This window comes from Streptococcus sp. UBA3373 (assembly GCF_002360305.1).
GTDB lineage: Bacteria > Bacillota > Bacilli > Lactobacillales > Streptococcaceae > Streptococcus > Streptococcus alactolyticus.
Window position 1 is genome coordinate 1,030 of sequence record NZ_DEQF01000034.1, and the last position, 7,609, is coordinate 8,638.

General features: G+C 41.0%; 10 protein-coding genes, 1 pseudogene and 1 other annotated feature. Of the genes and pseudogenes, 2 read left to right on the top strand and 9 right to left on the bottom strand.

The window, feature by feature from the left end; translation table 11 throughout:
* Together B3R79_RS04760 and pheS are read right to left on the bottom strand one after the other, a co-directional pair.
* A pseudogene (locus B3R79_RS04760) lies at positions 1-256 on the bottom strand (phenylalanine--tRNA ligase subunit beta); the annotation flags it as partial.
* A gap of 136 nt (positions 257-392) precedes the next feature.
* On the bottom strand, positions 393-1,373 hold the full coding sequence (pheS, locus tag B3R79_RS04765; RefSeq protein ID WP_005095803.1) for a phenylalanine--tRNA ligase subunit alpha: 981 nt from the start codon (positions 1,371-1,373) through the stop codon (positions 393-395).
* Positions 1,374-1,531: 158 nt separating this feature from the next.
* On the opposite strand from pheS, the gene B3R79_RS04770 reads away from it, so the two are divergent.
* Positions 1,532-2,554, top strand: a complete 1,023-nt coding sequence (locus B3R79_RS04770; protein ID WP_100534580.1) for a hypothetical protein — start codon at positions 1,532-1,534, stop codon at positions 2,552-2,554.
* Positions 2,555-3,009: 455 nt separating this feature from the next.
* Here B3R79_RS04770 and rplT read toward each other — a convergent pair whose 3' ends face one another.
* The 5 genes from rplT to B3R79_RS04795 form a co-directional block, all read right to left on the bottom strand.
* Positions 3,010-3,369, bottom strand: coding sequence for a 50S ribosomal protein L20 (gene rplT, locus B3R79_RS04775; RefSeq protein WP_293694058.1), 360 nt, complete (start codon positions 3,367-3,369; stop codon positions 3,010-3,012).
* A 51-nt stretch (positions 3,370-3,420) separates the two neighbouring features.
* Positions 3,421-3,621 carry a 50S ribosomal protein L35 gene (gene rpmI / locus B3R79_RS04780; protein ID WP_003065422.1) on the bottom strand — a complete coding sequence of 67 codons (201 nt, stop codon included), beginning with the start codon at positions 3,619-3,621 and terminating at the stop codon, positions 3,421-3,423.
* A gap of 39 nt (positions 3,622-3,660) precedes the next feature.
* The gene (infC, locus tag B3R79_RS04785; protein ID WP_167829272.1) at positions 3,661-4,191 is read right to left on the bottom strand and encodes a translation initiation factor IF-3; all 531 of its coding nucleotides are present in this window, start codon (positions 4,189-4,191) and stop codon (positions 3,661-3,663) included.
* Positions 4,192-4,204: 13 nt separating this feature from the next.
* Positions 4,205-4,331, bottom strand: a sequence feature (ribosomal protein L20 leader region).
* A 24-nt stretch (positions 4,332-4,355) separates the two neighbouring features.
* The gene (gene cmk / locus B3R79_RS04790) at positions 4,356-5,036 is read right to left on the bottom strand and encodes a (d)CMP kinase (RefSeq protein WP_293694060.1); all 681 of its coding nucleotides are present in this window, start codon (positions 5,034-5,036) and stop codon (positions 4,356-4,358) included.
* 15 nt (positions 5,037-5,051) lie between these two features.
* Positions 5,052-5,597: an SAG1386/EF1546 family surface-associated protein gene (locus tag B3R79_RS04795; protein ID WP_154454706.1), complete on the bottom strand. Its 546-nt coding sequence runs from the start codon at positions 5,595-5,597 to the stop codon at positions 5,052-5,054.
* A 44-nt stretch (positions 5,598-5,641) separates the two neighbouring features.
* Here B3R79_RS04795 and B3R79_RS04800 point away from each other — a divergent pair, with 44 nt between their 5' ends.
* Positions 5,642-5,839, top strand: a complete 198-nt coding sequence (locus B3R79_RS04800; RefSeq protein WP_154454705.1) for a ferredoxin — start codon at positions 5,642-5,644, stop codon at positions 5,837-5,839.
* Here the strand turns inward: B3R79_RS04800 and B3R79_RS04805 are convergent.
* Positions 5,829-6,317 carry an EbsA family protein gene (locus B3R79_RS04805; protein WP_167829271.1) on the bottom strand — a complete coding sequence of 163 codons (489 nt, stop codon included), beginning with the start codon at positions 6,315-6,317 and terminating at the stop codon, positions 5,829-5,831. The genes B3R79_RS04800 and B3R79_RS04805 overlap by 11 nt on opposite strands.
* Positions 6,318-6,374: 57 nt before the next feature.
* Positions 6,375-7,592 (bottom strand): peptidase T, encoded by a 1,218-nt coding sequence (gene pepT / locus B3R79_RS04810; RefSeq protein WP_154454704.1) that lies wholly within the window; start codon positions 7,590-7,592, stop codon positions 6,375-6,377.
* Positions 7,593-7,609: the final 17 nt, after the last annotated feature.

Here is a 7,609-nt window from a genome sequence, read left to right on the forward strand (position 1 = left end):
CACGTACGTTTGGCGCGCCACAGACGATTTGTAATGGCTCAGCTGTACCGATATTCACAGTGGTCACACGTAAACGGTCTGCATCCGGATGCTGTTCTACTGTCAGAACTTCACCAACCACTACGCCTGTAAATGCTTTTGCTGCAGGTGCAAGTTCATCGACTTCAAGACCCAACATGGTCAATTGATCAGAAAGTTTGTCGCTATCGATGGCTGGGTTGACCCATGTGCGTAGCCAATTTTCGCTAATTTTCATTGATATAAAACCTGTAATTCAAATCTCTAGAATCCCCCTCTGACTCCCCCTTTTCTAAGGGGGAGAACCCCATTTATTTGGTGGAGTCCCTCTCCTTTCTTAAAGGAGAGGTTAGGAGAGGATTAAATAAAAAGTTTTAAGCAAACTGGCGTAAGAAACGCACATCATTCTGGAAGAACATACGTAAGTCGTTCACACCGTAGCGCAACATCGCAAAACGTTCTACGCCCAGTCCGAAAGCAAAACCTTTGTATTTCTCAGGGTCAATGCCGGCAGCTTGTAGCACATTTGGATGCACCATACCGCAGCCCAAAACTTCTAACCAGCGACCGCGTTCATCCATGATATCCACTTCAGCACTCGGCTCAGTGAACGGGAAATAAGATGGACGGAAGCGTACTTTCAAATCTTTTTCGAAGAATTCATTCAGCAGGTTAATCAACAAACCTTTCAGTTCTGCGAAGCTGGTATTTTCAGCCACATACAAACCTTCGATCTGATGGAACATTGGCGAATGGGTTTGATCCGAGTCACAACGATAGACACGGCCCGGACACACGATCTGGATCGGTGGCTGTTGTGTTTCCATCGTACGGATCTGTACACCAGACGTATGCGTACGTAGCAAATGATTTACATCGAAGTAAAAGGTGTCATGCATGGCACGCGCCGGGTGATGCCCCGGAATATTCAGCGCTTCAAAGTTATGATAGTCATCTTCAACTTCAGGACCAGTGGCCACCGTAAAACCGGCTTTGGTAAAGAACTGACAAATACGCTCTTGTACCTGGGTCACAGGGTGGATACTGCCCACCTGTTGACCACGACCTGGCAAGGTAATATCAATGGTTTCGCTTGCCAATTTTTGTTCTAAAGCCGCTTTATGCAGTTCAGCTTGACGTGATGTTAATGCAGCGGTAATGGCTTCGCGTACAGCATGGATTTGTGCACCGAAGACTTTACGTTGTTCAGGATCCATTTTACCAAGCGACTTAGATTGTTCCGCGAGCTGGCTTTTTTTCCCCGTAAATTGCACTCGTACTTGATCAAGTGCAGCAAGGTCTTCTGCTGCTGCAATCGCAGCGAGCGCTTCAGTGGTCAGGGCTTCCAGTGACATAGTAACTCTCAAAGCAACAGGTTAAAAAATATTTTAAAACCCCACATTCTAACAGTTTTTAGACACTTTGATGAAGATACGTTTTAAGGAAAATTAGATTGGCATGATTAAATATAAAAAGTATAAGATAAACACAATATCAATCAGATCAAATCACTATGGCACTCGATCAAATTTGGAAACAGCAGCTGACCTTGGTCACTTATGGCAATGAGTATCTGACTCAGGACCTGAGTTTCAATCGTTGGATTCAACATTCCATTTTTAATCAGCATCAGTTTGCCTTCCGGGATCTGATGTCACAGCACCTATTGGCCCAGCATTTTCAGATTTGGCTGGAAGGACTGAAAAAACAAGGGGTTCGCCGACTGAGCTTGCATCGCTCGGATTTACTGGTTGATGAAAAAAATCCGAATGCCAATGTCGAGCTGCTACCTCTGGCGCATTTTATCGTCAGCCATGGTGCCAAAGCCAAAACTGCCTGGATTATTGGCAAAGAATTGCCGGAATGGTATAGCGCAGACAATGATTACGAAGCGCCTAAATCGCAGCAATCCCCTTTACGTCATGAAACATTCTGGTGTTATGAGCTGAATCCCAAACTGGCCAAGCGTATTGACACAGATCTGGAAGCACCGAACTGGGACGATATCCAGGCTTATACCAATTATGAGTTATTTGAAAGCAGCCTAGCTCAAGATTTTATAGAACCGGCGTATACCAATCTTCCATACTACGGCACGATACCGGCAATTCAGGCAGATACAGAAAGTCATTTGGCCCTGATTCCAACCGACTATTCAGCTGATTATGCGCATCAGACTTTATACCGGCTAGATGCCTTAAATGAGTTTATTCAAACTAAAATTCAACATCCCTATACGTCAGATGGTGAAGTCCTGAGCCCAGATCAGCAGCTCAATTTACGCCACTTTTCACAAAAAATTGATGATTTAAGTGCCAAATTCATCAGCAAAGTTGCCAACCACTATAAAACTGCACAGCTCACCCCAAAAGTTGCGCCTGACCCATTTGTGGGTATGAGTACCGAACACCGTTCGCCCAAAATATCTAAAGCGGAAAAACCTCAAGATCCGGGCAAATCTAATTCTGCAAATGTACTGACCTTGATTGTGATTACCGTGATTATCTGTCTGATTGGCTACTATTTTGGTCTTTAAGATTTCAGCAAGAAAATATTAACTTCTTGGATAAAACTTAGCCGAATCCAGTGGATATATTGATATTCGACAGCAGAGATGAGCTTGAAATAATGCTGTCGGTTTTCGCGATGAGTTTTGATCATTCATCAAACAATTGAATCTCAACTCAACCAGGGTTTGATATTTTTTCGATTATTTGAATTTAACCGCAATTATTTTTTACTCAGCGCTCGAGATAATGCTCTTTTTATTGCTCAGTAAAGATGGGAATAAAAGGTTAAATTCAAGCAGATTACAGTATTAGTTTCAGCCCATTTTTCTGAAATAGTATCGGTGTCGTTATTCGCAAACTTAACTTTTTTTAGTCTGATCGATGGGCGACCATATTTCACGAAAATCGCGCATTAGCTATTTCCCATTTTTCAGGCAAAAAAAGACCGCCAAATGGCGGTCTTTTTTCAAGTCATAAAGACTTATGCAGCCAACGCATCTTTTGCTTTTTGAGCAATCGCAGCAAACGCAACTGCGTCATGCATAGCGATGTCAGCAAGAACGCGACGGTCAATGATTACTTGAGCTTTTTTCAAGCCAGAAATCATGCGGCTGTATGACAAACCGTTTTGACGTGCACCAGCATTGATACGTGCAATCCACAAAGCGCGGAATTGACGTTTCTTCTGACGACGGTCACGGTATGCATAGTAGTAAGAATTCATTACTTGTTCTTTTGCAGTACGGAACAAGATATGTTTTGCACCATAGTAACCTTTAGCAAGTTTCAATACACGTTTACGACGTTTGCGTGATACAACGCCACCCTTAACACGAGCCATTTATATTCTCCTCCAAATAATTCTTAATAATATTGAGTAAATGCTTTAGACTTATTTAAGACCTGAAAGCATTGCTTTAATACGTTTGAAATCTCCTGAGTGCACCATAGCGGCTTTGCGAAGATGACGACGTTGTTTTTTAGTTTTACCGTGGAAACGGTGTGATGTGAAGGCGCGGAAGCGTTTCAATCCACCAGAACCTGTACGTTTGAAACGTTTAGCTGATGCACGGTGTGTTTTTTGTTTTGGCATTTTAAAAATTCTCCTCTTAAAATAGTTTAAAATTGACAATTATTTTTTGTCAGAAATTGGTGCAAGCTGCATGAACATTTGGCGTCCATCCATCTTAGCTCTTTGCTCAATAATAGCAATGTCTTGCGTTCTTTCTGCAAATTCCGCCAATACCTTTGCTCCAATTTCTTTGTGAGTAATCATACGACCTCTAAAGCGAATAGAGACCTTGACCTTATTTCCTTTTTCAAGGAATTTACGGCCGTTACGAAGTTTAGTCTCAAAGTCACCTTTATCGATAACTGGGCTAAGACGAACCTCTTTCACAGTCACAACGCTTTGTTTTTTACGTTGTTCCTTACGTTTCTTTTGATACTCAAATTTGAACTTTCCATAGTCCATAATTTTTGCAACAGGTGGCGTAGCTTGTGGTTGAATTAAAACCAAATCCACATTAGCATCATCAGCAATTGCTTGAGCTTCTGATAATGGTTTAATTCCTAACTGTTCACCATCAAGACCAACGAGACGAACTTCGCGAACGCGGATTTCATCGTTAATGAATAGATCTTTCTTAGCTATGATCTTCACCTCTTTATTTTTTTAGAGAAAAACGAAACGGACTTGAGAAACAAGCCCGCACACACGTAATATTCCATAAGGAATGTTTGACATGTTGGGCCAGACAACCGTAGTCGCAAGGCGAGAAGTTCTCACTTCTGCTTTTCTCATTGTTTTAAATTATAGCACGAATGTTAAGCCATGTCAATCATTTTCTCTGCTTTTTCTTGAATAAATGCGACAACACCATCAATGTCAACACCTGTCGTGTCAAATGTAATGGCATCAGAAGCTGGTTTCAAAGGAGAAACCTCACGATGACTGTCCTTATAATCCCGCTCTGCAATCTCTTTTTTCAAAGTTTCAAAATCGGTCGCAATTCCTCGCTCTTGATTTTCTTTGAAACGACGTTGAGCACGTTCTTCCACTGACGCAATTAAAAAGATTTTCAATTCTGCATCAGGCAAGACAACTGTCCCAATATCACGACCATCCATAATAATGGCGCCGTCTTTGGCAATACGACGCTGCTGCTCAACTAATTCTTCACGAATTTCTGGAATAGCTGCAATATGTGACACATTAGCCGTCACATCATTGTCACGAATGGCATGTGTGACTTCTGTCTGACCAACAAAAACGGTTTGGCTACCATCTTTGGCACGTCCAAAAGAGATCGGATTGTCAGACAAGGCTTTTAAAATGCCCTGCACATCATCTATTTGAAGATTGTTTTTCAAAGCGAGATAAGTAGCTGAACGGTACATAGCCCCAGTATCTAGATAAGTATAGCCAAGATTATGTGCTAAAATCTTGGCTACTGTACTCTTTCCACTTGAAGCAGGACCATCAATCGCAATTCTAATTGATTTCATATTCCTCTGTCTTTCTTAGTTAACGTTAACGACATCACCTGGGTTAGCATACCAGTAACCTGATGTCATGTGACTTGGATTGAGTTGGTAAAGCGTGTCGACTGAAATACCAGCACGTGCGGCAATAGATGCAGCTCCTTCACCTGGCAATACGGTAATAGTCCCACCGTTGCTAGACGTATCTGTACTTGATGAAGAAGGCGTTGTATCTGTACTTTGGCTAGTCGCTGGTGTTTCTTCTGTGCTCTCAGCTGGCGCCTCTGAGGTCGAATCACTTTCTGAAGGTGTTTCCTCAGAAGTTGTTTCTGATGTTTCAGTGCTTGATGACGTGCTGACACTGCTGCTTGTAGAAGCCCCGTAAAAATTAGAGGTTTCAGATACCTTGTCACCACTTCGATTTGAAGTGTAAAAGACAACAAATAAAATAGCCACAATGATCACAAAGAACACACTAAGCAAACCGGTCAACAAAGGTGTGCTCACTACTGAGCCCTTTGTTTTACGATTAGCAGATTGGTCTTTATCCTCTACGACTTTTTCTTCCCATGGTTGTTTTGTCATAATGTCCCCTTGTTAAATCAATCAATTCATATTACAATAATACTATGAAAGTACAAATAATACCAAAACAATGTATCGCCTGCGGATTATGTCAGACCTATTCTTCGGTATTTGACTACCACGACGATGGCATTGTTAAGTTTACTGATTCTGATAGCTTAGAAAAAGTTATTCCTAGCACAGATGTTGATACCATAACAGCCGTTAAAAACTGCCCGACAAAAGCTCTTACTATTTCGTAGGAGCTTTTGTCTCATTATGGTAAGCTTCAAAATAATCCAACTTAATCAAATTATCTGTTAAAACGACCTCGCCAGCAAACTCTGGACGTAACACTAAAGCATCTAAGAAGTATTTTTTCGGCCATTTTCGCATATAAAAGATACGATCGGGTTGGTTTTTGATTTTCATCACAATACCAGATTTATTAACCTCAATCGTTTGAATTTGCGCTATCGCTACTCTTGAACGTCTAAATGGATTTAAGGCCACAATTCTTAATTTTCCATCATCTTCAATGATGAAATAGCGGTGAAAACCTAGCCCAACTAGAATCACAAAAGTCGCAAACAATACAAAGAAATGGTTGGGTATTTTAGTTCGTTCAAATAACAATGAGAATGCAATAAACATCGGCGCAAGAGCAATTGACCAATACGTAATCAGCCATGATAATTCAGGTTGCCAATGGTATCGCATCTTTCCAAAGATTTTAATCACAATGTTCCTCCACCGTTTGATTTTATCAACTAATGCTTATGCAACGCTTAAATGAGCTTATTTTCGGACAATCCCAATAATCACATCAACTGCTTTTTCCATTGTTTGAAGACTGACGAATTCAAAACGACCATGCATGTTTTCACCACCAGCAAACAAGTTTGGTGTTGGAATGCCCATAAATGAAATTTTTGAACCGTCTGTTCCACCACGAATTGGCTCAATAACAGGTTTGATGTTCAAATCTTCCATGACCTCTTTGGCTAATTCAATTGGTGTCATATCCTTTTCAATGACTTTTTTCATGTTGTAATATTGGTCATTCAAATGAACAAAAACACATTCTTTGCTGAGGGCTTTATTCATCTTGTCCGCAATCTCTTGTACGAGAGCCTTACGCCCTTTAAAAGAAGCATCTTCAAAATCGCGGATAATATAGGAACTATGCGCTTCATCAACTGTTCCTTCCATTCCGTGAAGATGGAAGAAGCCTTCATATCCTTCCGTATTTTCAGGACGGTCAGCTTCTGGCAATTGATTATGGAAATCAATAGCTAATTGCAAAGCATTAATCATTTGGTTTTTAGCCGTTCCTGGGTGAACATTACGCCCTTTAAAATCAACTTCTAAAGCTGCTGCGCTAAAGGTTTCGTATTGCAATTCACCAAGTGGACCACCATCAACGGTGTAGGCAAAATCCACATCAAAATCATCCACATCAAAATGATTAGCACCAACACCGATTTCTTCATCTGGACCAAAACCAACACGAATTTCCCCGTGTTTGATTTCAGGATGAGCCACCAAATACTCAATTGCTGTCATAATTTCAGCAATCCCTGATTTGTCATCAGAGCCTAGCAAAGTTGTCCCATCAGTTGTCACCAAGGTTTGACCAAGGTAGTTATTAAGATTTGGAAATTCTGCTGGGTCTAGTGTGTAACCTGATTGGCCAAGTTCAATAGATCCACCAACATAGTTATCAATCACTTGCGGGTTAACCCCTTCAGCATTGAAATCAGCCGTATCCATATGTGCAATAAACCCAATTTTACGGGTTTTAGTCGCATCATTGGCAGGCAATGTTCCAACCAAGTAGCCATTAGGCAAATAATGCACATCTTGCAAACCAACAGCTTCCATTTCAGGTTTTAGCACGTTCAAAGCAAAATCCACTTGGGATTGCGTTGACGGCACTGTTGTGCTGTTCGGATTACTACGCGTATTGACTTTAACATACGTTAAAAAACGTTTTAATAAATTCTCGTAAGACATCTTTCACCTCTAATTTT